We start from the raw sequence: 25,694 nt of genomic DNA on the forward strand, positions 1-25,694 counted from the left end.
CTCGAGTACCGTCGTTCGCGATACGACGACGTTGCCGACAGCGATTTCGGTCACGCAAAAACCGATCAGGTGATCGCGGGCCTCCGCTTCTGGTTCTTGAACATAGGTCTGGGCTGCCTCGCGGTAGGCGGCCCAGCCTATTTCCGCCGGTAGCGGAAGTACCAGACTTCGTGGCCCATCTTGGTCCGGGCCTTGTGCTCGTATCGCGTCTCGCACCAGCCCGACGGACGGTTGCGGAAATCGTCCGGACCTTCTGCCACCCATTCGAACAGGTGTGTAAAGCGGCGCATCACCATTAGCGCGTGACGCACGTAGACCGGGTGATCGGTGCCGAAACGGAACTCGCCGCCCGGTTTCAGCTTGTCGGCGATCATCTGCACCGGCCCGTCGTTCATCATGCGCCGCTTCGCGTGCTTCGCCTTGGGCCACGGATCGGGATGGAGCAGGTAGGCCATCGTCAGCGCGCCATCGGGAATGCGCGCCAGCACCTGCAGCGCATCGCCGTTATGCAGCCGGACATTCTCCAGCGAACCGTCGCGCACGTGCGTCAGCGCCTGGGCCACGCCGTTGAGGAACGGCTCTGCGCCGATGAAGCCGTGGTCCGGCAGCAGGTCCGCGCGGTAGGCAAGGTGCTCCCCGCCGCCGAAGCCGATCTCGAAATGCAGCGGGCGATCGTCGCCAAACAGGCGCTCCGCCGTGACCGGGCCTTCCTCCGGTACAGCGATGCGCGGAAGCAGGGTATCGACCAGCTCCTGCTGGGCCGCGCGCAGGGGTTTGCCGACAGAGCGGCCGTAAAGCCGGTTGAGAGTGGTGGGATCGCCGTCCTTGTATGCCGTCATGGCAGGCTCGCTAGAGCGGCAGGGGGCGGGTTGTCCAGCACCGGCTTTGCGTTTAGGCGCACCCGCCATGGAACAGGCACTCGCTCTTTTCGACGCGCAGCCGGCTTGGGCACAGGCCGCGATCGGCCTTGCCGTGCTGGCGCTGGTGGCGCTGCTGATCAATTTCCTGCTCAAGAAAGTGATCCTGCGGCTTGCCGCGCCCTTCCTCGACACCCGCACGAAGACTGCGGACAAGGCCGCCGCGCGCCTCGCCACGGTTGCCCCGCTGCTGATCGTGGCCAACGGCATCGAACTGGTGCCCCACCTGCCCGAGGCGGTGTGGCTGCTGATCCAGAACATTGCCGAAGCCAGCATCGTGCTGAGCGTAGCCATGGCGATCAGCAAGGCGCTCGATTACGTCGAGGAGCTCTACCGCCGCCGCCCCGATGCCCACATGCGCCCGATCAAGGGCTATGTGCAGGTGCTGAAGATCCTCGTCTACTGCGGCGCGGTCATCCTCGGAATTTCGGCCCTGATAGAGCAATCGCCGCTTCTCCTCCTCTCCGGCCTCGGCGCGATGGCCGCGGTGCTGCTGCTGGTGTTCAAGGACACCATCCTCTCGCTCGTCGCCTCGGTCCAGCTCACCAGCAACGACATGCTGCGCGTCGGCGACTGGATCGAGATGCCATCGATGGACGCCGACGGCGACGTGATCGACATCGCCCTGCACACGGTGAAGGTGCAGAACTTCGACAAGACCATCACCACCATTCCCACGTACAAGCTGATCGCCGAGAGCTATCGCAACTGGCGCGGCATGAACGATGCCGGGGGGCGGCGGATCAAGCGGGCTTTGCCGCTGGACCAGAACTCGGTGCGGTTCCTGGCGAAGGAGGAAGTCGACGACCTGCGCCGCTTCCGATTGCTGACCGACTATCTTGTAGGCAAGGACGAAGAGCTGGCCGAATGGAACGCGCGCGAACTGGCAGGCGATGCGAACCCGGTGAACGCCCGGCGGATCACCAATATCGGCACCTTCCGCGCCTACGTGATCGCCTACCTGAAGGCGCATCCGGAACTGACCGACAAGGGCTTCACCCTGCTGGTGCGCCAGTTGCAGCCGACCCCGCAGGGGCTGCCGCTAGAGGTCTACACCTTCACCAACACCACCGAATGGGCGGAGTATGAGCGTATCCAGGCCGACGTGTTCGATCACCTGATCGCCATCCTGCCCGAGTTCGGCCTGCGCCTGTTCCAGGAGCCGAGCGGGCTGGACCTGCAGGGCCTCAAGCTCGGCTGAAAAGACGACAACGCCCCGGCAGGCGATCCATCCTGCCGGGGCGCTGGTCCCCCCGCTATTGGCGGGTGCGTTCTTACTCTTCCATCAGGCGGCTTCCGTTTCCTCGACTGCATCGGGATCACGCAGCACGTAGCCGCGGCCCCATACCGTCTCGATGTAGTTGTCGCCGCCGCAGGCGCTGGAAAGCTTCTTGCGCAGCTTGCAGATGAACACGTCGATGATCTTGAGTTCGGGTTCGTCCATGCCGCCATAGAGGTGGTTGAGGAACATTTCCTTCGTCAGCGTGGTGCCCTTGCGCAAGCTGAGCAGCTCCAGCATCGCGTATTCCTTGCCCGTCAGGTGGACGCGCGCACCGTCGACTTCAACGGTCTTGGCATCGAGGTTCACCGCCAGCTTGCCGGTGCGGATGACCGACTGGCTGTGCCCCTTCGAACGGCGCACCACGGCGTGGATGCGGGCCACCAGTTCGTCGCGGTGGAAGGGCTTGGTCACGTAGTCGTCCGCGCCGAAGCCGAAGGAGCGGATCTTCGAATCCATCTCGGCAATGCCGGACAGGATCAGCACCGGCGTCTGCACCTTGGCGACGCGCAGCTTCTTCAGCACGTCGTAGCCGTGCATGTCGGGCAGGTTCAGGTCGAGCAGGATGATGTCGTAATCATACAGCTTGCCCAGATCCAGGCCTTCCTCGCCCAGGTCCGTCTGGTAGACGTTGAACCCCTCGGTCGTGAGCATCAGCTCGATCGCCTTGGCGGTCGTCGGCTCGTCTTCGATAAGCAGAACGCGCATCGTATTACCCCTTCGTGTGTCCCCGCAGGCCTGCCCCGTTCGGAGATATGACCCGGTATTAACCACGCAATTTCTCACCGAAAAAGGTTAACAAAGCGTTTCGGGCGTTAAGACTTTCTGGGTGAGTCCTTTGGGTTACAGTGTTTTTTGAGGCCTCAAGCGCCGGCGGTCGCGTCCGCTCCCTTGGCTTTCCTCGCTTCCGGGCAGGCAAGCTGCCCACGCTGCGGGCGGCCGTTCGGCCTTGCACTCGCTTCGCTCGCGTTTGGGGCGACCGGTCGCTTGGGCGCTGCTCGTTAAGAGGTTTGCAGCAAGGTCTTAACATCGTGGTTCCAACTAACCTGGAACACATGGAACAGTGTCCAGGGGCAAAAACCGCGATTGTGTCACCTTGGGCAGGGGAAGTGTGACCTTCGAACGCGAAGTGTGACCTTGCAGGCGGAGAAGTGTCCTTCTCGTAGGGATTGATGGGCAGGTGGTCGGCAGGCTGGGTCATGACGGAGTGAGAGGCACGGAACGGTGCTTGTAGGAAAGGGAGAGAGCCTAGGCGCGCGCCAGGATGGCCCGCCGCTAATCACCACGTCCGCTCAGCCTGAGCTTGTCGAAGGCCACGCGCTGAGGCTGGCCGAACCCGATGAACTTTCACGCCTACCTCCTGCGCTGCTACGACGGCAGCTACTACGCAGGTCACTCTGACAATCTCGAATTCCGCATGGCCCAGCACGCGAGCGGCGCGCTGGGCGGTTATACTGCGCAGCGTCTGCCCGTCGCCCTGGTTTGGTCCGAAAGCTTCCCCCGCGCGACGTGGCTCTCGCCGCCGAACGCCGGATCAAGGGCTGGAGCCGGGCGAAGAAGGAGGCTCTGATTGCGGGCGACTGGGAGCTGGTATCGCGGTCGGCGCGTAACCGTCAGGGGTAGTTGGTGCTTGGGGTTGGCGGGTGTGCGGGCCTTCGACTGGCTCACGCTGAGCGGGGTTTGGATTTTGGCAAAGCTGCCAGTCCGCTTCTAGGCGGGTCGCCCTCCTCCCCAAACGTCTGATTATGGGTGGTTAGCTGCCGTCCTGACTTTCGGACTTATTTTCATCCAGCCGCATTTGAGCGCGCCTGCGATTGCTTCGCCGGGTAACGCGTTCCGAACGAGAAGTAGAGAACGCTCCCAAACCATTCAGCCGACGAAGATGTATCCAGATGATCAAGATTGCGTAGGCAACCAAGCCAACCACAAGCGTCGATACGCCCAGAGCATACGACAACTGTTCTAAAATCATCGCGGGCACAAGCAAGATGAAGACGGGCACAAAGGCGATCAGGTGATGGCGCAGCGTGGGCATTCCTGCCCATCCCACTCTGATCCATTCCTTGTCTATAGCGGCACGAAGACTTTGGATTGGACCTTTCATTTTTCCAACTTGCAGGAGGTTCCCAATGTCCGCAACCGGGTCGTTCGCGGAATGGCAGCTTTTTGATCGTCAACCCGCATAAACAGACGAACCCCGTTCACCCCATGGCCGCCAGCTTCTTCGCTCGCCGCCGCTGCACACTCGATCCGATCCCGATGGCCTCGCGGTATTTCGCCACGGTGCGCCGGGCGAGGTCGAAGCCTTCGGCCTTCAGCAGTTCCACCAGCTTGTCGTCCGAGAGGATTTTCTTCGGGTCTTCGGCATCGGTCAGCGCCTTGATGCGGGCCTTCACCGCTTCCGCGCTCGCGCCCTCGCCGTCCGCGCCCCCGCCGACGCCGCTGGTGAAGAAGTACTTCAGCTCGAACGTACCGCGTTCGCAGTGAAGGAACTTGTTCGATGTGACGCGCGATACCGTCGACTCGTGCATATCGATCGCTTCGGCCACGGTCCTCAGCGTCAGCGGGCGCAGCTCGCTCACGCCCCTTCTGAAAAACCCGTCCTGCTGTTTCACGATCTCGGCGGCGACCTTGAGGATGGTCTTCTGCCGCTGGTCCAGCGCCTTGATCAGCCAGTTGGCATCGGCCAGCTTCTCGCTCAGCCAGCCTTTCGCGTCCTTGCTGGTCGCGCCTGCGCGCAGTTCGACATAGTAGCTGCGGTTCACCACCAGGCGGGGGAGGGTGTCTTCGTTCAGCTGGATATCCCAGCCATTGTCCTTGGCGCGCAGCAGCACGTCGGGTACTACCGCGCCGCTGGGAGAGCCGCCGAATTTCAGGCCCGGCTTTGGATCGTAGCCGCGCAATTCGGACAGCATTTCGGCAAAGTCCTCGTCGTCCACGCGGCAGATGCGCTTGAGGTGCGCGACCGCGCCCTTGGCGACGAGTTCGAGGTTGTCGATCAGCACTTCCATGCACGGATCGTAACGGTCCGCCTCGCGCGCCTGGAGGGCGAGGCATTCGGACAGGGTGCGCGCGCCGACGCCCGTGGGGTCGAGCGACTGGACCACGCCAAGCGCCTCCTCCACCCGCGCCAGTGGCACGCCCAGGCTCACGGCAATGTCGCGCAGGTCCGTGCTGAGGTAGCCCGCCTCGTCGAGCAGGCCGATGATGTGGCGGGCGATGAACTCGGTGACGGCATCGAGCGAGGCCGGGCCGACCTGCGCTTCGAGGTGGTCGGCCAGCGAGAGGTCTTCGTTGCTGCGGTTTTCCAGATCCGGCGCTTCGCCCGCCGCGCCAGCGCCGGAATGTTCGGCGGACCAGTCCCCGGTATCGCGATCGGTATCGAGCGAGCCGGGATCGATATCCAGTGCCTCGTCGCCGCCGCCCGGTGTGGCATCGTGGATTTCCGGCTGGTCGCTTTCCGCCGGTGGATCGCGATCCTCGGCGCGCACTTCGCCCGCTTCCAGCAGCGGGTTGGCTTCCAGCGCCTCGCCCACGAAAGTCTCGATCTCGAGGTTCGACAGCGCCAGCAGCTTGATCGCCTGCTGCAACTGCGGCGTCATCACCAGCGATTGCGATTGCCTGAGGTCTAGTCTTGGCCCCAGAGCCATGTCAGACCTCCCGATACGAATTCCCCCTCCCGAAAAATCATTGTCGGAAAGGCATCACAGTTCGAAACCCTCGCCAAGGTAGAGGCGGCGCACGTTCTCGTCCGCCACCAGTTCCTGCGGGGAGCCTGCAAACAGCACCTGCCCGCCGTAGATGATGCAGGCACGGTCGACGATATCCAGCGTCTCGCGGACATTGTGATCGGTTATCAGCACGCCGATGCCGCGTCGCTTCAGGTCTTTCACGAGGTCGCGGATGTCGCTGATCGAGAGCGGGTCGATCCCGGCGAAGGGTTCGTCCAGCAGCATGATGCTGGGCTTCGCCGCCAGCGCGCGGGCGATTTCGCAGCGGCGCCGTTCACCGCCGGACAGCGCCATCGCCGGGCTGTCGCGCAGGCGGGTGATGTGGAATTCCTCCAGCAGCCGCTCCAGCTCCTGCTGGCGGACTTCCTTGTTGGGCTCCACCATTTCCAGCACGCAGTTGATGTTCTGCTCCACCGTCATGCCGCGGAAAATGCTGGTTTCCTGCGGCAGGTAGCCAAGTCCCAGGATCGCGCGGCGATACATCGGCAGCTTGGTAACATCGACGCCGTCCATCAGGATGCGGCCGCTGTCGGGCTTCACCAGTCCCATGATGGAATAGAAGCACGTGGTCTTGCCCGCGCCGTTGGGGCCGAGCAGGCCCAGCACCTCGCCCTTGGCGACGGTGAGGGAGATATCGGTCAGCACCGCGCGCTTGTCGTAGCTCTTGGCGATGGAGACCACTTCCAACCCGCCGCTTTCCGGCAGGTCGGGCGCGGCGTTGCTCGGCGCATCGGCCATTGCTTCTGCCAGGGCCTCCTCGTCGAGGAATTCGTCGTCCAGCGCGCTCATGCCTGATCCTTCGTCATGCAGGCCATCTAGCACGAAAGTGCGTGGAATGAAGGGTGCTTGGCAAGATTCGTGCATGTGCCCCGTACACGTGCCGTTCGCACCGGCTTGCATCGGGCCGCACGAAGTGGAATACTTCGACTCGGGACTGGAACAGAGAGGGAAGCCTGATGAACAAGGCACTCGAACAGACAGAGCAGGCTCGCGAAGAGACTGCCCGCAAGATCGACTGGCGTCGCCGCATCAGCGATCACGTCGCCTATGGCCTGCTGATCTACACCGGCCTGCACATCTTCCTTACCCTGACGCAACTGAAGTCCGGCAACGGCTCCATGCTGCCTTACCTTGCGCTGGTCGTGCTGGTGGCGGCGATCATTCCCGCCTGCCGCTGGTTCGAAATGCGCTGGAGCGACCTGCCCGATGTGAAGGCGCACGATCCGGCACTTGCACCTGCTTTCCGGCGCGAGGTGGCGCTGATGTGGCTGGCCGTGTTTGGCCTCCCGGTGCTGCTGACACTCGGCTTCAAGGCCGGCTCCACACTCTTCTGACAAGCACCCTGCGCCTGCTTGCCGCGCTGCTGCTGGCACTGTTGCCGGCCTCTGCGCACGCGAGCGCGCTGCTGCCCGAAGCTGCCCCTGCCGAAGGGGCACCTGCGACACCTGCGCCCACCGCCGGTTCGATAGAGATCGACCAGGCCGCCGGGCAGGACGAACGCATCGCCGCGCGCCTGTCCGACATCTTCGCCAACGTGCCCAGCCTCTCGCAGGTGGAGGTCTCCGTTCGCCAGGGCGTCGTCACGCTCACCGGCACCGCGCCCGACGATGCCGCGCTGGCGCGGGCGGAGGCGATTGCGGGCGGCGTGGAAGGCGTCGCCACGGTGGAGAACGATATCGAGCGCGACGTGTCCGTCGATATCGGGGAGGGCATCGGCGGCCTGGGCGACCGGATCGAGCAGATCACCCGGATGCTGCCGCTGGTGGGCCTCGCGCTCCTGGTGGCGCTGGCGATTTCCGCGATCGGCTACCTGCTCGCCTCGTTCACCGGGCTGTGGCGGCGGGTGGCGACCAATACCTTCCTTGCAGAACTGATCGCCAGCGCCCTGCGCTTCGTCTTCGTGATCGCGGGCGTGGTGATCGCGCTCGACATGATCGGGGCCGGCGCGCTGATGGGCGCGGTGCTGGGCGGGGCAGGCGTGATCGGCATCGCGCTGGGCTTTGCCATGCGCGACACGGTGGAGAACTACGTCGCCAGCCTGATGCTGAGCCTGCGCCAGCCCTTCCGCGCCAACGATCACGTGGTGATCGACCAGCACGAGGGCCGGGTGATCCGCCTTACCAGCCGTGCCACCGTGCTGATGACGCTGGAAGGCAACCACCTGCGAATTCCCAATTCCACGGTCTTCAAGGCGGTGATCGTCAATTACACCCGCAACCCGCAGCGCCGCTTCGATTTCGAGCTGGGGGTGGACGCGGACGACGATGCCGAGGCCGCGCGCCAGCTAGGCCGCGACACGCTGGCTTCGCTGGACTTCGTGCTGGACGATCCCGCGCCCGAAGTGCGGATAGACCGGGTGGGCGATTCCAACGTGGTGCTGGTGTTCCTGGGCTGGATCGACCAGCGCGAGGCCGATTTCTTCAAGGCCCGCAGCCGCGCCATCGCCGCCAGCAAGCGGGCGCTGGAAGACGGCGGCTTCGCCCTGCCGGAGCCGATCTATCGCCTGCGTTTCGATCAGCGCACCGTGCCGCTGCCGTTCGAGAATGTGGGGGAAGGCCGCGCTGCTCCCGCGCCATCCGCGCCGCCGGCACCGCCGCGACCTTCGCCGGCGCCTGCTCCGGTCGCCACGGATGCGCAGGACGTCGCACCCGAAGACGAGATTGCGAAGATGGTGGACGAGGAGCGGGCGAACACGCCTGGGCAGGAAAAGGACCTGCTGGATAGCGGACGACCCGTCGAGTGAATCCATAGCCCCCCACATCGGGCGGCTTCAGGCGGGATCCATTCTTTCAGACTTGCGGCGATCGACGCTTGATCGCCTCTCGGACACGCGCCTTTCCGCGCCATCGTAGGACGCCCGGCTGTCGCTTCGCTGATCGGCAATCCTGCGGTCGCTGCCAGAGCGGCGGTTTCCTGCCTCCATCGACCCTCTCCTCCCTGTTCAATCGCGAATGGCGCGCAACCCGCGGATGGGCGGGAGTTCGCGCCCGAACCGATCCCTCGGCACGAAATCCTCCATTCTGCCCGCGACGGGCCTGAAGCCCATCTGCAGCACGACGGCAGGGTGCAGTTCGCTTGAAAACTTGATGCCCGCGTACCGGTCGCTATTCCACACCACTGTCCCTTCGGTGCCTACGCCGTTGAGGAACTTCAGGTAAACCTTCTCTCCGGGAGATATTCGGGCATTGCCGGTGTCGATGCAGCAGCCATCGACGCAGATATCATAGATCTTGAGGGAGATGCTTTCACCCTGCACGAAGCATTCGACCTGCACTTCTACTACGTGCCTTTCGTGCCGTCGCTCGTGGCGTTCGCTATCAACTTCGTGATCCATGACAAATATTTGCCATCGACTCGTGAAAATATAATAAAACTGCGGCCCAGAACCATTGAGACAAGTCGGTCGCAGGCTGGCCGGAGTCGATTGTACGAAGAAGCGTAGTGGCTAGAGGCCGTTGTTCCAGTCGGCCCTGGCGCGGATCATGTCCGGGTTCAGTCCCAGGCTCCGCGCTTCTTCTGCGACTTCGCGGAACTCGGCCACTTCTTCATCGGTCATGCGGTCATCGAACGCCAGGCCGCATTCGTGGCCTTCTCGCCAGACAATGGACGCGAACATGGTCGATCCGCCGATGGTCAGCCGGACGAATTCGCCGATAGGGGGAAGACCGGTGCCGGACACTCTTGCGCCCGCGGCCGAGATGTCCTCGAACACCACGGACTGGCTGTTGAAGGGTGTCGCGAGCTTACCGGGCAGCGACACGTGCGAGCGCGGCCTGCCGCGCTTTCCCGTCCGGATGCCTCGACCGTCATTCCTGCTGGCGGCAAAACGTTTCACTGCGCCTCTCCAATCGTTACCAATAGATATGGCAGGAAATCATAAACACGCGGTTTAGCTATTCGTACGGGTCTTGTTAGGTTCTTGTGAACCCTGATTTGAAACAGCCTTCACAAGAGACTTGTTGTCCGCGGTTCTTTGCTGAACCTTCCCGCTACTGATTTCAGGGGGAGAGAACCGATGGAATTCGTTCAGCAATCGCGGTGCGAGGCGGCCGCCCTGCGCGCCGAGGCAGAGCTCGCGACGGCAGCGGCCGTTCGCCAATCGAAGCTTGTTGCCGCGCGCGAGCTTGAAGCGAGGGCCAGGGAAGTGGAGATCGTCATCGGTCCGAGCGGAGAGTCCGCAATCGGCGACTGGCTCGACTAGGTCAGCCGGGCCGGACGGGCGATTGCCACGGCCCGTTCCCTCCAACCGCAAGAACGCCACACCGGAACTACCACCCAGGAACAAGGCAGGCATGGAACGGCGACACTTCAAGCGTCACGACGCAAGGGCACCCGTAGATGTGCTTGTGCGCGGTGGCAGGGTGAGGGCCGAGATGGACAACCTCTCCGTCAGTGGATGCCGGGTTGCCTATCGGCTGGGCTGGCTCGCGCCGGGAGAGCCGGTTACCGTGCGCCTGTCCGGCAAGGTGAATGTCGACGGGGAGATCGCCTGGATCTTCCGGGATTGCGTGGGGGTGCGTTTCGCAGAGCCCCTGTCGCCGGCAATCGTGCTGGATGCGCGCTTGCCATAGGCTGCGGCTTCCTGGCGACCCGATCCAGACCGGCTGCAAAGGGCGGCGCGACCCGATCAGGCCGCGCCCGGCACCTTACTTATTGTTGACCCTTATTTCTTGTTGGCTTCGTAGCGCTCGATCGCTTCCAGCGTGATGCGCTTGGCTTCCGCCGCATCACCCCAGGCGCCGATACGCACCCACTTTTCCTTCTCCAGGTCCTTGTAGTGGGTGAAGAAGTGCTCGATCTGCTGGAAGATGATCGAGGGCAGGTCCTTCGTTTCGCCCACGTCGGAATAGTAGGGGAAGGTGGTGTCCACCGGCACGCAGACCAGCTTCTCGTCGCCGCCGTGCTCGTCTTCCAGGTTCAGAACGCCGATGGGGCGCGCGCGAACAACGCAGCCGGGGATGAAGGGGGAACGGGCGATCACCAGTGCATCCAGCGGGTCGCCGTCGGGCGACAGCGTGTGCGGCACGAAGCCGTAGTTCGCCGGGTAACGCATGGGCGTGTGCAGGATGCGGTCGACGAACAGCGCGCCGCTTTCCTTGTCGAACTCGTATTTCACCGGCTCCCCGCCGGTGGGAACTTCGATGATGACGTTCAGGCTTTCCGGCGGATTGTCGCCCGTCGGCACATATTCGATACGCATGGATGCTTTATCCTCTTGCGGGTTTGACGCACCCTCTCCCAGAAACTCAGCGGCGCGCCTAGCGCACGTGGCCGCGCTTGCCCAGACCAATTGTCTTTGTTTGCGAACAGGGGCACAGTTCGCGCACCTGACGCAAAGAGAGTCGCGAAAAGGCTCCGACGTGATCGAGAGGAGAGGGACAATGCATGTAGGCTTGGCAAGCGGGTTCGCGCACCAGGGTGGGTATACCGGCACAGATGCGGATTTCGTCCGGCAGGAGGTGGACCTGCTGGTGATGGCGGAGGACCTGGGGTTCGATTCGGTGTGGATCACCGAACACCATTTCTCCGACTATTCGATGTCGAACGATCCGCTGCAATTGCTCACCTACATCGCGGCGAAGACCAGCCACGTGAAGCTGGGCACCCAGTGCATCATCGTGCCGTGGCACAACCCCGTGCGGCTGGCGGAGAAGATCGTCAATCTCGATATCCTGTCGGGCGGGCGCGCGATCCTGGGCTTCGGCGGCGGGCTGGGCGCGCACGAATTTGCCGGTCTGGGCGTGGACCAGTCCGATAGCCGCGCGCTCTATAACGAGGTGCTGGACCTGCTGATCCCGGCGCTGGAAACCGGCGTGATCGAGGGCGAGGGGACATACGGCACAATCGCCCGCAGCGAGCTGCGCCCGCGCCCGGAGCGCAGCTTTGCCGGGCGCAAGTTCTGCGGTTCGCTTTCGGGTTCCTCGATGTATTCCGCCGCGCGGCACGGCTTTGGCAACATGGTGCTGATGCTGCCGCAGCGCGGGGCGGAAGCGCCGCCCAACCAGTACCGCGAGGTATGGCAGGAAGTTCACGGCGACGGCAGCGAGCCGCCCCCGCCCATGCTTTCCGGCAATTTCTATATCCACGAGGATGCCGATTACGCAGCCGAGCAGGGGGAGAAATACCTCGCCCACACGATGCGCGCGGCGGTGAAGAACTACCACCTCGATACGCCCGGCACCTATGCGAACGTCGAGGGCTACGAACAGTACGAGAAGATGATGCTCGATAGCCCCGAGGCGATTGACGACTATTGCACCAAGTTCGGCAAGTCCGCCGTCACCGGCACGCCGCAGATGATCCTGGAGCGGTTGTGGGAGCTGAAGGAAATCTACAACCCGCAGGGATTTTTCCCGCACCTCTACTTCGGCGGGATGCCGCGTGATGATGCCGTGCGGGCGATGCGGCTGTTCGCCAGGGAAGTGCTGCCCGAGCTGAAAAGCTGGGAAGCGGAAACCAGCATCGACGAGCGGTTCCTGGAAGCGGCGGAATAGTTGCGCGCTTGCGGGGCGCGGCCTAAGGGCTGCGTCCCATGAGCAAGACCAAGACTCCGCAGGCGATCCGCGGCACGCAGGACATTTTCGGACCCGACGCGGAAGCCTTCGCTTTCGTCGTCGAAACCTTCGAGCGCGTGCGCAAGCTCTACCGCTTTCGCCGGGTGGAAATGCCCGTGTTCGAGAAGACCGAGGTGTTCAGCCGCGCCATCGGCGAGACGACCGACGTGGTCTCGAAGGAAATGTACTCGTTCGAGGACCGCGGCGGGGAATCGCTGACGCTGCGCCCGGAATTCACCGCCGGGATCGCGCGCGCCTTCCTGACGAACGGCTGGCAGCAGCACGCCCCGCTGAAGGTGGCGACGCACGGCCCGCTGTTCCGCTACGAGCGGCCGCAGAAGGGCCGCTATCGCCAGTTCCATCAGATCGACGCCGAAATCATCGGCGCGGCCGAACCGCAGGCGGACGTGGAACTGCTGGCCATGGCCGACCAGGTTATCCGCGAACTGGGCATCGCGGACGTGACCCTGCATCTCAACACGCTGGGAGACGGCGACAGCCGCGAGGCGTGGCGCGCGGCGCTGATCGAATATTTCGGCGCGGTGCGCGGAGAATTGTCCGAGGATTCGCAGGAGCGGTTGGACAAGAACCCGCTCCGCATCCTCGATTCCAAGGACCCGCGCGATCGCAAGTTCGTAGGAGACGCGCCGAAGATCGACGCTTTCCTCTCGGACGACGCACAGCGGTTCTTCGACGATGTCACCAGCGGGCTGGACGCGGCGGGCGTGAAATGGACCCGCGCCGAAAGCCTCGTGCGCGGGCTGGACTACTACCGCCACACGGCGTTCGAATTCATCCCGGACGAAGGCTCCGCAGCGGCTGGCGCCTTGGGTTCGCAGAGTACGATCCTTGGCGGCGGGCGCTACGACGGGCTGATGGAATCGCTCGGCGGCGCGCCGACGCCTGCCGTTGGCTGGGCTGCGGGGATCGAGCGACTGGCGATGCTGGTGGGCGAGAAGGGCGAGGCCAACGCCGATGTCATTGTCGTGGTCGAGGACGATACTCCCATAGCTCAAACCCATGCTTGGCACGTGCTGAGCGTTCTTCGAGGGGAAGGTTTCAAGGCCGAAATGATTGCGACGGGATCGCCGCGCAAGCGCTATGATAAAGCCGTGAAGCGCGGAGCTGATGCAATCTTCAAATGCGCGGAAAATGGGCACGGTATCAGCGTTGATGGCGCAACTGATTCTGATCTTATCGCATTGTTGGAACGTCTAAGTTGACCATCCCAGCCGAACGCCTTCGCCAGATCGCCAATCGCTTCGCCGAACTGGAAGCCCGCATGGCGTCGGGGCAGCTCGAGGGCGAGGAGTTCGTCCAGGCCAGCCGCGACTATGCCGAGCTCGAGCCGGTGGCGAAGATCGCCGCCGAAGTCTCCGCCATGCGTGAGGAGATCGCAGGGCTGGGCGACATGCTCTCCGATCCCGAAATGCGCGCCATGGCGGAGGAGGAGCTCGCCAGCCTCAAGAAGCAGTTGCCCGAGGCCGAGCGCAAGCTGGCGCTCGCCATGCTGCCGCGCGATGCCGCCGATCAGCGCCCCGCCATGCTGGAAATCCGCGCCGGCACCGGCGGTGACGAGGCGGCGCTGTTCGCAGGCGACCTGTTCCGCATGTACGAGAAATACGCCGCAGAGCAGGGCTGGAAGGTCGAGCCGGTCAGCGTGGCCGCCGCCGAAGTGGGCGGCTACAAGGAGATCGTCGCCAATGTCACCGGCACCGGCGTGTTCGCCAAGCTGAAGTTCGAGAGCGGCGTCCACCGCGTTCAGCGCGTGCCCGTGACCGAGAGCGGCGGGCGCATCCACACCAGTGCGGCGACCGTGGCGGTGCTGCCGGAGCCGACGGAAGTCGACGTCTCCATCGACGAGAACGACCTGCGCATCGACATCTACCGCTCCAGCGGGGCGGGCGGACAGCACGTCAACACCACCGATTCCGCCGTCCGCATTACCCACGTGCCCACCGGCATCGTGGTGGCGATGCAGGACGAGCGCAGCCAGCACAAGAACCGCGACAAGGCGATGAAAGTGCTGCGTGCGCGCCTCTATGAAAAGCGCCGCGAGGAAGCCCACGGGGCCGAGGCCGAGGCGCGCAAGGCGATGGTGGGCAGCGGCGACCGCTCCGAACGCATCCGCACCTACAATTTCCCGCAGGGCCGCGTGACCGATCACCGCATCGGCCTGACCCTGCACAAGCTGCCCGAAGTGCTGGAAGGCACCGGCCTTGGCGAACTGATCGACGCGCTGATTGCCGAGGACGAGGCGAAGCGCCTCGCGGCGATGGATGCGTGACAGTAGCTGAGGCCATCCGCAAGGCGGTGCAGCGCCTTGCCGCCACCAGCGATACAGCGCGGCTGGATGCCGAATTGCTGATGGCCCACGCGCTGGGCTGCTCGCGCTCCGACGTGCTGCTGCGTCACATGCAGGGCGACGCGCCCGCAGCTTTCGCCGCGCTGGTGGATCGCCGGGCCACGCGCGAGCCTGTCGCCTACATCCTCGGCACGCAGGAGTTCTACGGCCTCGATCTCGCCGTTTCGCCCGCCGTGCTGATCCCGCGCGGGGACAGCGAGGCCATCGTGCGCGCCGCCTTGGCTGCCGCGCCGGAAGCGAAGCGCGCGCTGGACCTCGGTACCGGTTCGGGCGCGCTGCTGCTGGCGGTGCTGAGCGAACTGCCCCTGGCGCAGGGAGTCGGCATCGACGCCTCCGCTGCCGCTCTCGAAATCGCGCGCCGGAATGCGGACAGCCTCGGCCTTGCGGACAGGGCGGTGATGCAGGCGGGCGACTGGACCAGGCCCGGCTGGGCGGACGACCTGGGCCTGTTCGACCTCGTGATCGCCAACCCGCCCTATGTCGAGGATGATGCGCGGCTCGACCCCGACGTGCGCGATTACGAACCTGCCAGCGCGCTCTTTTCCGGTCCCGAAGGGCTGGACGATTACCGCATAATCATCCCCCAATTGCCGGGACTGTTGACAGAAACGGGCGTCGCCGTGCTCGAAATCGGCGCCACGCAGGCAAGTGAAGTCACCGAAATCGCACGCGAACACGGCTTTACCGCGACTGCACATCGGGACCTTGGAGGGCGCGACAGGGCGCTGGAATTGCGATTAACACTTGGCAAAGGCGAATCGAGTAGCTAACTCTTGCATCAGGTCGACAGCGCAGGGCGCTGGACCGAACTCCAACATTTGCCATTCCAGCGGGACGGTTCCCGCTCGCAAGCATGCAGATGATGGGACGTAAATGCCTCGTGACGGGGGTGTAACCACGAGGGGTCATATGGCGATGCGGCACGAAGTCGCAGCCAGATTGAGGAAGCGAAGTTCCCTTGAATAGCAATCGAAACAACAATCGTCGTCGCGGCCGCGGTAGCAATCGTGGTGGAGGCGGTGGTGGTGGAAACCAGTCCAACCGGATCGATTCCCGCGCCCGGGGCAATGCCCCGCAGATGCTGGACAAGTACAAGAAGCTGGCTCACGAAGCCTCCTTGAACGACGACCGGGTGCAGACCGAGTACTACCTGCAGTTCGCCGATCACTACTTCCGCGTGATCGCGGATGCCAAGGCGCAGAAGGAAGAGGCCCAGGCCAAGCGCAACGCAGAGCGCGGGCAGGACAATTCCGACGATGACGACGATGACGACAACGACGATCGCGACAACCGTTCGCAGGATCGGCAGAAGGGTCGCCAGGATCGCCGTGGCAAGAGCGGCAGCCGCCGCAACGATTCCGATCCGGAGGAAGGCCACGAAGGCCAGCCGGGCGATCAGGAAGACGACGACAATCCCTTCATCAAGCAGGACAAGCCCAAGAAAGCGCGCAAACCTGCTGCCCGCAAGCGCAAGTCCGACAGCGAAGATGCCGTGAACGACGACGGCGGTCTCGATCCGGACATGCTGCCGCCCGCCATCGCGCGCGGTTCGCACGGCGACGATGATGACGGCGAGGCGGAAGAAAAGCCGCGCCGCAAGACGACGCGTGCGCGCCGCAAGCCTTCGGACGATAGCAATAACGACGGCAGCGAAGACGGCGGGGAAGCGCTCGAAGCGGTCAACTGACCGTTCAAGTACCGGGACGGAATTCTACGCGGCAGGAAGCGACAGCAATGGCCAGCGGGCGTTCCGTCTTGACCCTTATCGAAAATCATCCGCGCCTCGCCGCGCTTGCGCTCGGCCTGCTGGCAGCGACCGGGTTCCAGCCGCTCGGGCTCTGGCCTGTCGCCCTGCTGGCCATCGGGCTGTTCGCCGTTCTTGCCGCCCGCGCCGCCACGCCGCTGCGCGCGCTTGGCCTTGGCTGGCTGTTCGGCTTCACCCATTTCACGCTGGGCAACAACTGGATTGCCTCGGCCTTCACCCACCAGTCGGAAATGCCTGCCATACTCGGCTGGGCGGCCGTGCCGCTGCTGGCGGTGTACCTCGCGGTCTATCCCGCGCTGGCGGCCATGCTGGCGCGGCTGCTGGTGCGAAACGGCGGGGCGTGGGCGTTTGCGCTGATGTTCTCCGGCGCGTGGATCGTGACCGAGTGGATGCGCGGCTGGGTGTTCACCGGCTATTCGTGGAACCCGCTGGGCATGGTGCTGCTCGGCCCGTTCGACCGGCCCGGCATCGCCGCGCTTTCACCCCTCATGGGCACCTATGCCCTGTCCGGCCTCGCCGTGCTGCTGGGATGCGGCATCGTGCTGCTGCTGCGTGAGCGCAACTGGCTGGCGAGCGGCGCGGTGGCCGTGCTGCTGGCGCTGGCGATGTACTGGCCCGCAGGCGCGGCGCGCGAGGGCACCTTGCCCGTCACCATCGCCAAGCCCGATATCCCGCAGGACGCGATCAGCGATCCGCGCTTCTACGAGGCCAATTACGCACGCCTCGCGCAGCTCTCCCCGCGTCTTGACGACAGCAGCGACCCGCGACTGGTGCTGTGGCCCGAATCGGGCATGGCGGACTACCTGCGAGAAGGATATCCGCAGCGATACTACGATCGCACCACGGCGCTGGGCGATCCTCTCTACGCGCGGCGCCGCCTGGGCGCGACCGTGGGCGAGAACAGCGCACTGATGACGGGCGCGGTGGACCTGGAGATCGGCGCCGACGAGACAGGGTTCGTGCGCGCGCTGGGCGCCCGCAACGCGGTGACGGCACTGAGCGCGGAGGGCGAGATCATCGGCAGCTATGCCAAGGCGCACCTCGTGCCTTACGGCGAATACCTGCCCCTGCGCGGCATTCTCGAACCGCTTGGCCTGTCGCGACTGGTGGCGGGCACGATAGACTTCTGGCCCGGCCCCGGCCCGCGCACGCTGGACCTTGGCCGGTTCGGCCGGGCAGGCATCCAGGTCTGCTACGAGATCGCCTTCCCCGGACAGGTGGTGGACCGCGAGGACCGGCCCGAGTTCATCTTCAATCCGTCGAGCGAGGCATGGTTCGGGACTTTCGCGCCGCCGCAGTTCATGGCGCAGTCCCGCATGCGCGCGATCGAGGAAGGGCTGCCCGTCCTTCGCGCCACGAACAGCGGTATCAGCGGGGTGATCGACGCGCGCGGCGTCGTGCGGGAATACCTTGGCCGCGAAGAGCCGGGCCGGATCGATGCCGTGGTGCCTCCGGCAGCGGGCCCCACGCTGTTCGCGCGGCTGGGCAACATGCTGTCGCTTGTCTGGGCCGGTTTGTTTCTTCTCGCCGGTTTTGTTGCAACGCGGCAGCGGGCCAGATAGAGCCGGGTAACAGAAATCCCCTACGAGTTTTTACGAGAAGGCAATCTCCAACATGCGCCAATCCTACCTGTTCACGTCCGAATCCGTCTCCGAAGGCCATCCGGACAAGGTTTCCGACCAGATTTCCGACGCCATTGTCGACCTGTTCCTTTCCAAGGATCCCGAAGCACGTGTCGCCTGCGAAACGCTGACGACGACGCAGCGCGTTGTGCTGGCCGGCGAAATCCGTGGCAAGGGCATCATCGAAGGTGACGAGTGGGCACCGGGTATCGAGCAGGAAATCGAGGACACCGTGCGCGGCGTGGTGAAGGACATCGGTTACGCGCAGGAAGGCTTCCACTGGGAAACGCTGACTTTCGAGAATTTCCTTCACGGCCAGAGCGTCCACATCGCGCAGGGCGTGGATGCCAGCGGCAACAAGGATGAAGGCGCGGGCGACCAGGGCATCATGTTCGGCTTTGCCTGCGACGAGACGCCGGACCTGATGCCGGCGACCATCGATTACAGCCACAAGATCCTCCAGCAGATGGCAACCGACCGCAAGAACGGCACCGCCTCGTTCCTGGAGCCGGACAGCAAAAGCCAGGTCACGCTGCGTTACGAGAACGGCAAGCCCGTTGCATGCACTGCCGTCGTCGTCTCCACCCAGCACGCGCCGGGCTATGACGAGGGCGAGAAGGAAGCCGAGCTGCACGAATACGTGAAGGGCGTTGTCGGCAAGATCCTGCCCGAAGGGTTCATCACGGACGAGACCCAGTGGCACATCAACCCCACCGGCAGCTTCGTGATCGGTGGCCCCGATGGCGACGCCGGCCTCACCGGGCGCAAGATCATCGTCGATACCTATGGCGGCGCGGCACCGCACGGCGGCGGCGCGTTCAGCGGCAAGGACCCGACCAAGGTTGATCGCAGCGCGGCCTACATCACCCGCTACCTGGCGAAGAACGTCGTCGCGGCGGGCCTTGCCACCAAGTGCACGATCCAGATTGCCTACGCCATCGGCGTGTCTCAGCCGCTTTCGCTCTATGTCGACACCCACGGCACCGGCACCGTGGCCGACGACAAGATCGAAGATGCCATTCGCGGGATCGAGAAGCTGGGCGGGCTGACCCCGCGCGGCATCCGCACGCACCTTGGCCTCAACAAGCCGATCTACCGCGGCAGCGCCGCCTACGGCCACTTCGGCCGGACGGCAGAGGGCGACCTGTTCCCGTGGGAACGCACCGACCTTGCCGCCGACCTGAAGGCGGCGCTTTCGTAAGGGCATGACGGCGTGAGCGTTTCGGGCACCGCCCTTACCGCCGCGCCTTCTTCCCGAAAGCGCATTACCGCGCTCGACGCATTGAGAGGCGTGGCGGTCATCGGCATCGTGCCGATGAACGTCATCGCCTTTTCGATGCCCGCCAACGCCTATTTGAACCCGCGCGTCTGGGGCGGCACCGGGGAGTTGGAGGTGGCGCTCTGGGCGATCAGCTCCGTCCTTGTCGAAGACAAGTTCCGTGCGCTGTTCGCGATGATGTTCGGCGCCGGCATCGCGATCCTGCTGGGCAAGAAGAGCGACCACCCGCTGCGCGCGCACACCGCTCGCATGGCGGTGCTGCTCGCCATCGGACTGGCCCACGCAATCGTGCTCGCCAACAACGACGTGCTGCGCATCTATGCGGTGTGCGGCCTGCTGCTGCCGCTGGCGGTGAACTGGCCGGTAAGGCGCTTGCTGTGGGCGGCAGGGCTGCTGATCGCCGGGCAGCTCGCCGTGTCGGGCTATTACGCGTGGGGCTGGCTGGATTACTGGTATCAGCGGGTGAGCGGCCTCACGATCGATCTCGCGCCGTTGGACATGGCGGAACGCACCTACGGCGGCCATCCCGATACCACCGCCGCCTCGCTGGCGCGCGGGCAGGAGGGGCTTTCCGAACGGCTGGTGCGGCGCGTGTCCGATCCGATGCTGCAAGTCCGCTTCATCGTCGCCTCCATTCCATCGGCGCTCGCCTCGATGCTGCTGGGCGTGGCGCTTTGGCGCGGCGGCCTGCTGGCAGGCGAGTGGGAGCCACGCCGCGCCCTGCGGCTGACGCGGGCCTGTGCGCTGGCTGGCATTCCCGTGCTGATCGCGCTCATGGCGTGGTCGATCCTTTCCGGCTTCGACCCCATCGTCACCGCAGCCAACGCGCTGGTGTGGTCCGCCCCGTTCGATATCGTGCTGGGCACCGGCTACGCCGCGCTCGCCATGGCTTTGTTCGGCGGGGCTATGAAAGACCATCGAGCCACTCGCCTGTTCGCCGCCGCCGGGCGAATGGCGCTGACGAACTACCTCGCCAGCAGCGTGATCTTCGCCGCGCTGTTCGCGGGCTGGGGCCTCGGCCTGTTCGGAGAGGTGTCGCGCGGCAAGGCGCTGCTCCTCGCGCTCATTCCCATCGCCGCCATGCTGGCATGGTCGCCACCCTGGCTCGCCCGTTTCCGGCAAGGGCCGGCGGAGTGGGCGTGGCGCAGCCTTTCTGGCCTCAAGCGCCTTCCGCTGCTGCGGGATCGGGGGCGGGAACGGGCACCCTGACCCGTTCCATGTCGCCCGCCAGCTTGCGCGCGGCGAGGAAATAGTGCGCCGAGGCCCAGACGTAGGCGAGGCCGGTGATCGCCATTGCCGTCGCCAGCCCGCGTGCGGGCCCTTGCGTGATGGCGAAGCTGTCGCTCATCCAGCCCAGCAGTAGCGGGCCAAGGCCACCGGCAATGCCGTAGACCACGTTCAGCAGTGCCACCGTGGTGGCGCGCATGCGCGGGTGCATCAGGTTCTGGATGGTGGCGAAGGTGATGCCGAGGTAGCCGAAGTTGAGGAACGTCGCCACGCTCACCAGCGCCAGCAGCAGCGTCAGCCCCTCCTGCCAGATGGCGAGCGCGTAGATCGGTCCGCCCACCAGCAGCATCGCTCCGGGAATGAGGGCGTAGGCGGCAGGATTGCCCGGCCCCCAGCAGTCCCCCATCCAGCCGCAGGCGACGACGGATAGCGCGGCGGGCAGGCTGGCGATCAGTCCGGTGTAGAGCCCGGCCTCTCCCAGCGCGAGATCGAACTCGCGGATCATCAGCGAGGTGAAGAAGTAGTTGAGGCCGAAGCCGAACATGGCCGCCAGCGCCGAGCCGATCACCAGGTTGCGCGCGCTCGGTAATACGAACAGGCGATAGAGCACGGCGGAGATCGGCGGCACGTCGTCGCCCGCGCCCGGATCGTGCTGGCCGCGTCGTGGCTCCGCCACGAACAGGTAGGCGATGACGGAAAGAATGAGGCCTGGCACGGCGGCGATCAGGAAGGTCGTGCGCCAGTTGAACTCCTGCGCGATCCACCCGCCGCCCACGAAGCCGACGAAAGCCCCCACCGGCGGGGCCAGCATCAGCACGGAGAGCGCGAGGCCGCGTTTCGTGGCCGGGAAATAATCCGCCAGCACCGATTGGTTGCCGGGCAGGCCGACGACTTCGCCAAATCCCACGCCCACTCGCGCCACCAGCAATTGCGCCCAGCTTCCCGCCAGCCCGCAGGCGGCGGTGGCGACGGACCAGACCGCGGTGCCGAGCGAGATGAGAGTAAGACGGCGCTTGCGCTCCGCCAGCCGCGCGGCGGCTATGCCCACCCCGATGTACATGAGCGCAAAGGCCATGCCCATCAGCGAGACCTGCGTGTCCGACAGGCCGAACTCGGCCTTCACCGGCTCCACCAGCACGTTCACCACGATGCGGTCGATAAAGCCCACGGTGCTGACCCCGGTCAGGACGACCAGGGCCAGCCACGGCGATGTGCTGCGTGATTTCATGTCCTCTCCCGGCAAAGAGGCATAAACGAAAATGGCGGCCCCGCAATGGAGCCGCCATTTCAACGCGGTGAAGTTTGCCCGTCAGGCGATCTTCGCGCCGTGGTTCTCCCGCACCCAGCGGCCCACCTTGCGGCCGTAGCGGGCGATCATCTGCATGTTGAAGAAGTGCCAGCAGCCCAGCACCAGCACGGCGAGCCCCACCTTGGTGGCGACGAAGCGGATGGCTTCGGCCAGCGTCGTCGGCTCGCTGCCGAGGCTGATCGTCAGCAGGATGAAGCCCACGTTGACGAGGTAGAACCCCACCACCAGAAGGTGATTGGTGCTGCGCGCCAGCACCTCGTCATGGCCGAAGCAATCGACCAGGAACACCTCCCCGTTCACGCTCAACGTGCGCGCCACCCAGCCGGTGGGGGCAATGGCGATGAGGAGGTAGGCGAAATAGCTCAGTTCGGTCATCGTGCTTCTCCTGCTTAGTAAATCATGTCGTGATAGGGGTTGGTTGGGTGTTCGGGATCGGTGGCCTGACGGACCCGTTCTTCGCGATGGGCACCCCAGACTCCGCCAGCAACCGCACCGGCAAACGCGCAAAACAGACCGGGAAACAGGGCGGCGAAAAAGAGGCTGCTATTGAAGCCGCCCATAAGCCAAGCGGAGAACAGCACGCATTCGAGTATGCCCCCGACTATTCCTGCACCGGCATAGATAGAGGCTTCCTCACGCCCGAAGTGGCGCAACAAGAAGGTGACGAGCAGGCCAAAGGCGAGCATCCCCAGAAGGGTGCCCGCCAGAGCTAGACCCAAAGGAAGGAAGGCGACGACCAGCCCGCCGGGTTCGCCATCGCCGATAAGCATCGCCAACCCGATGGGCACGGTAAAGATGAGCAGGAATCCGCCTCCCGCCAATGCGCCCCATCCGATTGCGCGGAAGAACGCTCCGATCATCATTGCAAGCTCTCTGTCAGTCATTTCTGTAAAATCAGAAACCAGTTCGTGTGGATCGGCAGTCATGGCATGTGATCCTTCCTGAGGGTGGTCAGTCCCGTGGGTTGCGGGCGGGGATGAAGCGGGCGACCTTGCTGCCCAGCTTCATCAGCGAGACTAGCGTGCCCTTGGGCAACTTGCGGACATCGTCGAACCAGCCGGTCAGCGTGCCCATGAATTCGTGCATGCGCCCGATGCGCTGGGCGATGTGCGGGGGCACGTCCTTGCGGCCTTCGAGCCTGGCCGACAGGTCCGACAGCACTTGCAGCGTAGGGTCGATCTCGCGCTTCTTGCGCTCCACCGTGATGCGCATCAGCATTTCCCACAGGTCCGTCTCGGCCACGAAGTGATCGCGCCGGTCGCCGATCACGTGCTGGCGGCGCACGATGCCGTAGCCCTGCAATTCCTTCAGCGCGGTGGAGACGTTGGAGCGGGCGAGGCCCAGCGTGTCGCAGATTTCCTCTGCATGGAGCGGCCGATCGCTGAGATAGAGCAGCGCGTGAACCTGGCTGACCGAGCGGTTCACCCCCCAGTGCGAACCCATCTCCCCCCAATGGAGGATGAACTGTTCGGCTTCGGGGATATCGGTGACTTTCACGGCGCTTCCGACTCGCATTCCTCAATTTCTGTAATTTCAGAAATAGCAGCACGAGCGGACGAGTCAAGTCGCCTTGCATTGCCAGCCGTGCGGGTGCGATAGTGTGCGAGGTCGCGCAGCATCAAAGGGGGGAAGCTGGATGACCATTACCGATTTCGCCGGAACCATCGTCACCCGCGAGGACGAGGATTTCGAGACTGCTCGCTTCGGCTGGAACGGCATGATCGACCGCGAGCCGGCGATGATTGCGCGCTGCGCCAGCACGGCGGACGTGGCGGCGGCGGTTCGCCATGCTGCGGAAAACGGTCTGACAGCGGTGGCGCGCTGCGGCGGGCACTCGGTCTCGGGGGCCTCGCTGCCGCAGGGCGGGTTGCTGGTCGACCTCTCCGGCCTCAAGGACATCCACGTAGATCCCGGAACGCGCATGGCCCGCGTCGGCGGCGGTGTGCTGCTGGGCGAACTCGACGCCGCCTTGCAGGCGCATGGCCTGGCGGTGACGGCGGGCGTCGAACCGGAAACCGGCGTGGGCGGCCTGACGCTGGGCGGCGGCATCGGTTTCCTCGCCCGCAAGCTCGGCCTGACCATCGACAGCCTGGTGGGGGCCGAAGTCGTGCTGGCGGACGGCTCCGTGGTCGAAGCCAGCGAGGACAATCACCCCGACCTCTTCTGGGCTCTGCGCGGCGGGGGCGGGCAGTTCGGCATCGTCACCCGCTTCGATTTCCGCGCGACGCCGGTGGGGCCGGAAGTGGTCGTGGCGCAGGCCTTCTATCCGCTGGACAAGGCGCGTGACGTGATGCGTTTCGTGCGCGAGTTCATGCACGATGCGCCGGACGACCTGACCATGGTGCCGGTGTTGATGACGGTGCCGCCCATCGATCCGTTCCCGGCCGAATGGCAGGGCAAGCACACGGTGGCGATCATCGCCTGCCATGCGGGCGAACAGGAGGCCGCCAAGGTGCAGGTGCAGCCGATGCTGGAACTGGGCGACATGATCCTCGGCTTCGTCGCCCCGCAACCCTATGTCGAATTCCAGAAGACCTTCGGTGGGGCATCCCCCCACGGCGGGCGCTATTACTGGAAGTCGGTCTTCGTCGACGACCTGAGCGACGAACTGACCGACGTGCTGGTGGAGGGCCTGAAATCGCTGCCGGGCGAATATTCGCAGATCTTCATGGAATCGCTGGGCGGCGCGGTTTCGCGGGTAGGGGTGGAGGACACCGCCTTCGCCAATCGCAAGGCGCGCTACAACCTCGGCATCTCTGCCGGGTGGTCAGACCCTGCGCGCGATGACGAGATCATGGGCGCGGCGCGGGCGACCTATGACAAGCTCAAGCAGTTCTCCGACGGCACCGTATACCTGAACTATCTCGACCGCGACGAACTGGGGCGCGCAAGGGAAGGCTTCGGCCCCAATTTCGCGCGCCTTCAGCAGATGAAGCAGCGGTACGATCCGGACAACGTGTTCGGCGGTGTGCTTGGCGCAGCAGGCTGAACCCTAGTCGGTGACGTAGTGGGCCGTGGTCTTTTCGGCCACTTCCTCCGCCGTTACGCCGGGAGCCAACTCGACCAGCCTGAACGGGCTGTCGTGGTCCGGACGCTGGAACACGGCGAGGTCGGTGATGATCATGTCGACCACGTTGGTGCCGGTCAGCGGCAGGGTGCATTCCGGGATGAACTTGGGATCGCCGTGCTTGCTGGTGTGCTCCATCACCACGATGATCTTCTTCACGCCCGCGACGAGGTCCATCGCGCCGCCCATTCCCTTCACCATCTTGCCCGGAATCATCCAGTTGGCAATGTCGCCATTCTCGGCCACTTCCATCGCGCCCAGCACGGTAAGGTCGATATGGCCGCCGCGGATCATGGAGAAACTGGTGGCGCTGTCGAAATAGGCGGAGTGCGGCAGTTCGCTGATGGTCTGCTTGCCGGCGTTGATCAGGTCGGCATCCTCCTCGCCCTCGTAGGGGAACGGGCCAATCCCGAGCATGCCGTTCTCGCTCTGCAGCGTCACCTGCATGCCTTCGGGGATGTGGTTCGCCACCAGCGTGGGGATCCCGATGCCGAGATTGACGTAAAAGCCGTCCTCCAGCTCGTTCGCAGCGCGGGCGGCCATTTCGTCGCGGGTCCAGGGCATAAGAGGTGTTCTCCT

The 25,694-nt window shown here is 64.7% G+C and carries 28 protein-coding genes; 15 read left to right on the plus strand and 13 right to left on the minus strand.

Annotation, left to right across the window (positions count from 1 at the left end; all coding sequences use genetic code 11):
* Positions 1-137: 137 nt before the first annotated feature.
* Positions 138-839 (minus strand): tRNA (guanine(46)-N(7))-methyltransferase TrmB, encoded by a 702-nt coding sequence (gene trmB / locus ABFX23_RS01410; protein ID WP_346031346.1) that lies wholly within the window; start codon positions 837-839, stop codon positions 138-140.
* Between the two features lie 67 nt (positions 840-906).
* On the opposite strand from trmB, the gene ABFX23_RS01415 reads away from it, so the two are divergent.
* Complete coding sequence (locus ABFX23_RS01415) at positions 907-2,118, plus strand: mechanosensitive ion channel family protein (RefSeq protein WP_346031347.1); 1,212 nt, start codon at positions 907-909, stop codon at positions 2,116-2,118.
* A gap of 84 nt (positions 2,119-2,202) precedes the next feature.
* Here the strand turns inward: ABFX23_RS01415 and ctrA are convergent, their stop codons facing one another.
* Positions 2,203-2,904 carry a response regulator transcription factor CtrA gene (gene ctrA / locus ABFX23_RS01420; protein WP_346031348.1) on the minus strand — a complete coding sequence of 234 codons (702 nt, stop codon included), beginning with the start codon at positions 2,902-2,904 and terminating at the stop codon, positions 2,203-2,205.
* 631 nt (positions 2,905-3,535) lie between these two features.
* On the opposite strand from ctrA, the gene ABFX23_RS01425 reads away from it, so the two are divergent.
* Positions 3,536-3,766: a GIY-YIG nuclease family protein gene (locus ABFX23_RS01425; RefSeq protein ID WP_346031349.1), complete on the plus strand. Its 231-nt coding sequence runs from the start codon at positions 3,536-3,538 to the stop codon at positions 3,764-3,766.
* A 183-nt stretch (positions 3,767-3,949) separates the two neighbouring features.
* Here the strand turns inward: ABFX23_RS01425 and ABFX23_RS01430 are convergent, their stop codons facing one another.
* From ABFX23_RS01430 to lptB, 3 genes are all read right to left on the minus strand, one after another.
* Positions 3,950-4,300: a hypothetical protein gene (locus tag ABFX23_RS01430; protein ID WP_346031350.1), complete on the minus strand. Its 351-nt coding sequence runs from the start codon at positions 4,298-4,300 to the stop codon at positions 3,950-3,952.
* 97 nt (positions 4,301-4,397) lie between these two features.
* Positions 4,398-5,846 carry an RNA polymerase factor sigma-54 gene (gene rpoN, locus ABFX23_RS01435; RefSeq protein WP_346031351.1) on the minus strand — a complete coding sequence of 483 codons (1,449 nt, stop codon included), beginning with the start codon at positions 5,844-5,846 and terminating at the stop codon, positions 4,398-4,400.
* A 54-nt stretch (positions 5,847-5,900) separates the two neighbouring features.
* The gene (gene lptB / locus ABFX23_RS01440; RefSeq protein ID WP_346031480.1) at positions 5,901-6,665 is read right to left on the minus strand and encodes an LPS export ABC transporter ATP-binding protein; all 765 of its coding nucleotides are present in this window, start codon (positions 6,663-6,665) and stop codon (positions 5,901-5,903) included.
* Between the two features lie 218 nt (positions 6,666-6,883).
* Between lptB and ABFX23_RS01445 the strand changes: the two genes are divergently transcribed.
* A complete protein-coding gene (locus ABFX23_RS01445; protein WP_346031352.1) occupies positions 6,884-7,261 on the plus strand; it encodes a hypothetical protein in 378 nt (125 codons plus the stop codon).
* Between the two features lie 41 nt (positions 7,262-7,302).
* On the plus strand, positions 7,303-8,670 hold the full coding sequence (locus ABFX23_RS01450) for a mechanosensitive ion channel domain-containing protein (protein WP_346031353.1): 1,368 nt from the start codon (positions 7,303-7,305) through the stop codon (positions 8,668-8,670).
* A 198-nt stretch (positions 8,671-8,868) separates the two neighbouring features.
* On the opposite strand, the gene ABFX23_RS01455 is transcribed toward ABFX23_RS01450, so the two are convergent.
* The gene (locus ABFX23_RS01455) at positions 8,869-9,261 is read right to left on the minus strand and encodes a PilZ domain-containing protein (protein WP_346031354.1); all 393 of its coding nucleotides are present in this window, start codon (positions 9,259-9,261) and stop codon (positions 8,869-8,871) included.
* A 111-nt stretch (positions 9,262-9,372) separates the two neighbouring features.
* Positions 9,373-9,762 carry a PilZ domain-containing protein gene (locus ABFX23_RS01460; protein WP_346031355.1) on the minus strand — a complete coding sequence of 130 codons (390 nt, stop codon included), beginning with the start codon at positions 9,760-9,762 and terminating at the stop codon, positions 9,373-9,375.
* 180 nt (positions 9,763-9,942) lie between these two features.
* On the opposite strand from ABFX23_RS01460, the gene ABFX23_RS01465 reads away from it, so the two are divergent.
* Together ABFX23_RS01465 and ABFX23_RS01470 are read left to right on the plus strand one after the other, a co-directional pair.
* Positions 9,943-10,128 (plus strand): hypothetical protein, encoded by a 186-nt coding sequence (locus ABFX23_RS01465; protein WP_346031356.1) that lies wholly within the window; start codon positions 9,943-9,945, stop codon positions 10,126-10,128.
* 91 nt (positions 10,129-10,219) lie between these two features.
* Positions 10,220-10,498, plus strand: coding sequence for a PilZ domain-containing protein (locus tag ABFX23_RS01470; protein ID WP_346031357.1), 279 nt, complete (start codon positions 10,220-10,222; stop codon positions 10,496-10,498).
* A 92-nt stretch (positions 10,499-10,590) separates the two neighbouring features.
* Here the strand turns inward: ABFX23_RS01470 and ppa are convergent, their stop codons facing one another.
* The gene (gene ppa / locus ABFX23_RS01475; protein WP_346031358.1) at positions 10,591-11,127 is read right to left on the minus strand and encodes an inorganic diphosphatase; all 537 of its coding nucleotides are present in this window, start codon (positions 11,125-11,127) and stop codon (positions 10,591-10,593) included.
* A gap of 181 nt (positions 11,128-11,308) precedes the next feature.
* Between ppa and ABFX23_RS01480 the strand changes: the two genes are divergently transcribed.
* The 8 genes from ABFX23_RS01480 to ABFX23_RS01515 all read left to right on the plus strand — a co-directional run bounded on the left by ABFX23_RS01480 (position 11,309) and on the right by ABFX23_RS01515 (position 20,721).
* Positions 11,309-12,421 (plus strand): LLM class flavin-dependent oxidoreductase, encoded by a 1,113-nt coding sequence (locus tag ABFX23_RS01480; protein WP_346031359.1) that lies wholly within the window; start codon positions 11,309-11,311, stop codon positions 12,419-12,421.
* A 38-nt stretch (positions 12,422-12,459) separates the two neighbouring features.
* Positions 12,460-13,704 (plus strand): histidine--tRNA ligase, encoded by a 1,245-nt coding sequence (hisS, locus tag ABFX23_RS01485; RefSeq protein WP_346031360.1) that lies wholly within the window; start codon positions 12,460-12,462, stop codon positions 13,702-13,704.
* Positions 13,701-14,768, plus strand: a complete 1,068-nt coding sequence (gene prfA / locus ABFX23_RS01490; protein ID WP_346031361.1) for a peptide chain release factor 1 — start codon at positions 13,701-13,703, stop codon at positions 14,766-14,768. The genes hisS and prfA overlap by 4 nt, the downstream gene beginning before the upstream one ends.
* Positions 14,765-15,616 carry a peptide chain release factor N(5)-glutamine methyltransferase gene (gene prmC, locus ABFX23_RS01495; protein ID WP_346031362.1) on the plus strand — a complete coding sequence of 284 codons (852 nt, stop codon included), beginning with the start codon at positions 14,765-14,767 and terminating at the stop codon, positions 15,614-15,616. Before prfA ends, prmC begins: the two co-directional genes overlap by 4 nt.
* Positions 15,617-15,804: 188 nt before the next feature.
* Positions 15,805-16,533 (plus strand): DUF4167 domain-containing protein, encoded by a 729-nt coding sequence (locus ABFX23_RS01500; protein WP_346031363.1) that lies wholly within the window; start codon positions 15,805-15,807, stop codon positions 16,531-16,533.
* Positions 16,534-16,601: 68 nt separating this feature from the next.
* Positions 16,602-18,173 (plus strand): apolipoprotein N-acyltransferase, encoded by a 1,572-nt coding sequence (gene lnt, locus ABFX23_RS01505; RefSeq protein WP_346031364.1) that lies wholly within the window; start codon positions 16,602-16,604, stop codon positions 18,171-18,173.
* Between the two features lie 52 nt (positions 18,174-18,225).
* Entirely contained in the window at positions 18,226-19,434 is a 1,209-nt protein-coding gene (gene metK, locus ABFX23_RS01510; protein ID WP_346031365.1) for a methionine adenosyltransferase, read from the plus strand.
* A gap of 12 nt (positions 19,435-19,446) precedes the next feature.
* Positions 19,447-20,721, plus strand: a complete 1,275-nt coding sequence (locus tag ABFX23_RS01515; protein WP_346031366.1) for a DUF418 domain-containing protein — start codon at positions 19,447-19,449, stop codon at positions 20,719-20,721.
* Here the strand turns inward: ABFX23_RS01515 and ABFX23_RS01520 are convergent.
* From ABFX23_RS01520 to ABFX23_RS01535, 4 genes are all read right to left on the minus strand, one after another.
* The gene (locus ABFX23_RS01520) at positions 20,672-21,967 is read right to left on the minus strand and encodes an MFS transporter (RefSeq protein ID WP_346031367.1); all 1,296 of its coding nucleotides are present in this window, start codon (positions 21,965-21,967) and stop codon (positions 20,672-20,674) included. The two genes, ABFX23_RS01515 and ABFX23_RS01520, sit on opposite strands and share 50 nt — an antisense overlap.
* Positions 21,968-22,048: 81 nt before the next feature.
* Positions 22,049-22,423 carry a hypothetical protein gene (locus ABFX23_RS01525; protein ID WP_346031368.1) on the minus strand — a complete coding sequence of 125 codons (375 nt, stop codon included), beginning with the start codon at positions 22,421-22,423 and terminating at the stop codon, positions 22,049-22,051.
* Between the two features lie 14 nt (positions 22,424-22,437).
* Positions 22,438-22,974, minus strand: a complete 537-nt coding sequence (locus ABFX23_RS01530; protein WP_346031369.1) for a hypothetical protein — start codon at positions 22,972-22,974, stop codon at positions 22,438-22,440.
* Positions 22,975-22,999: 25 nt separating this feature from the next.
* On the minus strand, positions 23,000-23,545 hold the full coding sequence (locus tag ABFX23_RS01535) for a GbsR/MarR family transcriptional regulator (RefSeq protein WP_346031370.1): 546 nt from the start codon (positions 23,543-23,545) through the stop codon (positions 23,000-23,002).
* A gap of 139 nt (positions 23,546-23,684) precedes the next feature.
* Here ABFX23_RS01535 and ABFX23_RS01540 point away from each other — a divergent pair, with 139 nt between their 5' ends.
* On the plus strand, positions 23,685-25,037 hold the full coding sequence (locus ABFX23_RS01540; RefSeq protein ID WP_346031371.1) for an FAD-binding oxidoreductase: 1,353 nt from the start codon (positions 23,685-23,687) through the stop codon (positions 25,035-25,037).
* A gap of 3 nt (positions 25,038-25,040) precedes the next feature.
* Here ABFX23_RS01540 and ABFX23_RS01545 read toward each other — a convergent pair whose 3' ends face one another.
* A complete protein-coding gene (locus ABFX23_RS01545; protein WP_346031372.1) occupies positions 25,041-25,679 on the minus strand; it encodes a CoA transferase subunit B in 639 nt (212 codons plus the stop codon).
* Between the last annotated feature and the right edge of the window lie 15 nt (positions 25,680-25,694).

The organism is Erythrobacter westpacificensis, assembly GCF_039542285.1.
Taxonomy (GTDB): domain Bacteria; phylum Pseudomonadota; class Alphaproteobacteria; order Sphingomonadales; family Sphingomonadaceae; genus Alteraurantiacibacter; species Alteraurantiacibacter westpacificensis.

Excerpts from the sequence above, each read along its gene's own strand:
- ABFX23_RS01480 (WP_346031359.1), top strand. The coding sequence starts at position 11,309 with ATGCATGTAGGCTTGGCAAGCGGGTTCGCGCACCAGGGTGGGTATACC.
- metK (WP_346031365.1), top strand. The coding sequence starts at position 18,226 with ATGCGCCAATCCTACCTGTTCACGTCCGAATCCGTCTCCGAAGGCCAT.
- ctrA (WP_346031348.1), bottom strand. The coding sequence starts at position 2,904 with ATGCGCGTTCTGCTTATCGAAGACGAGCCGACGACCGCCAAGGCGATC.
- ABFX23_RS01425 (WP_346031349.1), top strand. The coding sequence starts at position 3,536 with ATGAACTTTCACGCCTACCTCCTGCGCTGCTACGACGGCAGCTACTAC.
- ABFX23_RS01530 (WP_346031369.1), bottom strand. The coding sequence starts at position 22,974 with ATGACTGCCGATCCACACGAACTGGTTTCTGATTTTACAGAAATGACT.
- ABFX23_RS01540 (WP_346031371.1), top strand. The coding sequence starts at position 23,685 with ATGACCATTACCGATTTCGCCGGAACCATCGTCACCCGCGAGGACGAG.
- ABFX23_RS01430 (WP_346031350.1), bottom strand. The coding sequence starts at position 4,300 with ATGAAAGGTCCAATCCAAAGTCTTCGTGCCGCTATAGACAAGGAATGG.
- lptB (WP_346031480.1), bottom strand. The coding sequence starts at position 6,665 with ATGGCCGATGCGCCGAGCAACGCCGCGCCCGACCTGCCGGAAAGCGGC.
- ABFX23_RS01525 (WP_346031368.1), bottom strand. The coding sequence starts at position 22,423 with ATGACCGAACTGAGCTATTTCGCCTACCTCCTCATCGCCATTGCCCCC.
- ABFX23_RS01415 (WP_346031347.1), top strand. The coding sequence starts at position 907 with ATGGAACAGGCACTCGCTCTTTTCGACGCGCAGCCGGCTTGGGCACAG.
- ABFX23_RS01445 (WP_346031352.1), top strand. The coding sequence starts at position 6,884 with ATGAACAAGGCACTCGAACAGACAGAGCAGGCTCGCGAAGAGACTGCC.
- ABFX23_RS01545 (WP_346031372.1), bottom strand. The coding sequence starts at position 25,679 with ATGCCCTGGACCCGCGACGAAATGGCCGCCCGCGCTGCGAACGAGCTG.
- ppa (WP_346031358.1), bottom strand. The coding sequence starts at position 11,127 with ATGCGTATCGAATATGTGCCGACGGGCGACAATCCGCCGGAAAGCCTG.
- ABFX23_RS01470 (WP_346031357.1), top strand. The coding sequence starts at position 10,220 with ATGGAACGGCGACACTTCAAGCGTCACGACGCAAGGGCACCCGTAGAT.
- rpoN (WP_346031351.1), bottom strand. The coding sequence starts at position 5,846 with ATGGCTCTGGGGCCAAGACTAGACCTCAGGCAATCGCAATCGCTGGTG.
- ABFX23_RS01455 (WP_346031354.1), bottom strand. The coding sequence starts at position 9,261 with ATGGATCACGAAGTTGATAGCGAACGCCACGAGCGACGGCACGAAAGG.
- ABFX23_RS01465 (WP_346031356.1), top strand. The coding sequence starts at position 9,943 with ATGGAATTCGTTCAGCAATCGCGGTGCGAGGCGGCCGCCCTGCGCGCC.
- ABFX23_RS01520 (WP_346031367.1), bottom strand. The coding sequence starts at position 21,967 with ATGAAATCACGCAGCACATCGCCGTGGCTGGCCCTGGTCGTCCTGACC.
- trmB (WP_346031346.1), bottom strand. The coding sequence starts at position 839 with ATGACGGCATACAAGGACGGCGATCCCACCACTCTCAACCGGCTTTAC.
- hisS (WP_346031360.1), top strand. The coding sequence starts at position 12,460 with ATGAGCAAGACCAAGACTCCGCAGGCGATCCGCGGCACGCAGGACATT.